Origin of the sequence: Winogradskyella vincentii (genome assembly GCF_020166345.1) — a bacterium.
Lineage (GTDB): Bacteria > Bacteroidota > Bacteroidia > Flavobacteriales > Flavobacteriaceae > Winogradskyella > Winogradskyella vincentii.
In genome coordinates this window covers 1-654 of the sequence record NZ_JAIUJS010000037.1, presented here as the reverse complement: position 1 = coordinate 654, position 654 = coordinate 1, and the positions used below count along the sequence as shown (strand labels likewise).

The following is a 654-nucleotide window of genomic DNA, read 5'->3' as shown; positions in this document are numbered from 1 at the left end:
TGTTTCTTCCTCTACGTGAACTGGCGCCCCAGCTACATCCAACGATGCGCACAAGCTTCCTCCGCCTTGTACCAATAGACTATTGACATCAAAGCCAGTGGTTACACCTGGCACTACGACGCTCAGGTCCGTTCCCGTTGGGAACACAAACGTATGGATCGTATAGTTTCCTGCAGATGTTACCGTAAACTCAGGCATTGCCTCTATCTGGCGGATTACCAGTTCCGGCCCTTCCGTTAATACGTATAATGTGCTGTAACCCGATGGTACGTTGGCATCTCCGTTAGGTGTCGCCGAGATCGTTGCAGATCCTCCTGATAAACTCACATTGCTTTCCGTCGCAGTTAACGTCCCTGCATCGGGATTGGTAATATGTACAGGTGCTCCAGCTACGTCCAGGGACGCACATAGCTCTCCGCCACCTTGGATCAACAGACCGTTGACATCAAAACCTGTCGTAACGCCCAGTTGTACGATGCCAAGATCCAGTCCGTTAGGATATACCAAAGTATGGATCGTGTAGTCGCCTCCGCCTGCTACGGTGAATTCCGGTGATTCCGTGTTTACCTGTTGTATTACAAGGCCTTCGCCCTGTGTCAATACATAAAGTACCGAATAATCATTTGGTACCACTGCATCTCCGTTTGGATGTGC

Annotated in this window: 1 protein-coding gene; it reads right to left on the bottom strand. The window is 50.2% G+C overall.

Features of this window, described 5'->3' with window-relative positions; translation table 11 throughout:
- On the bottom strand, nt 1–654 hold a 654-nt coding region (locus LBV24_RS15050), incomplete at both ends, for a hypothetical protein (RefSeq protein WP_224479483.1).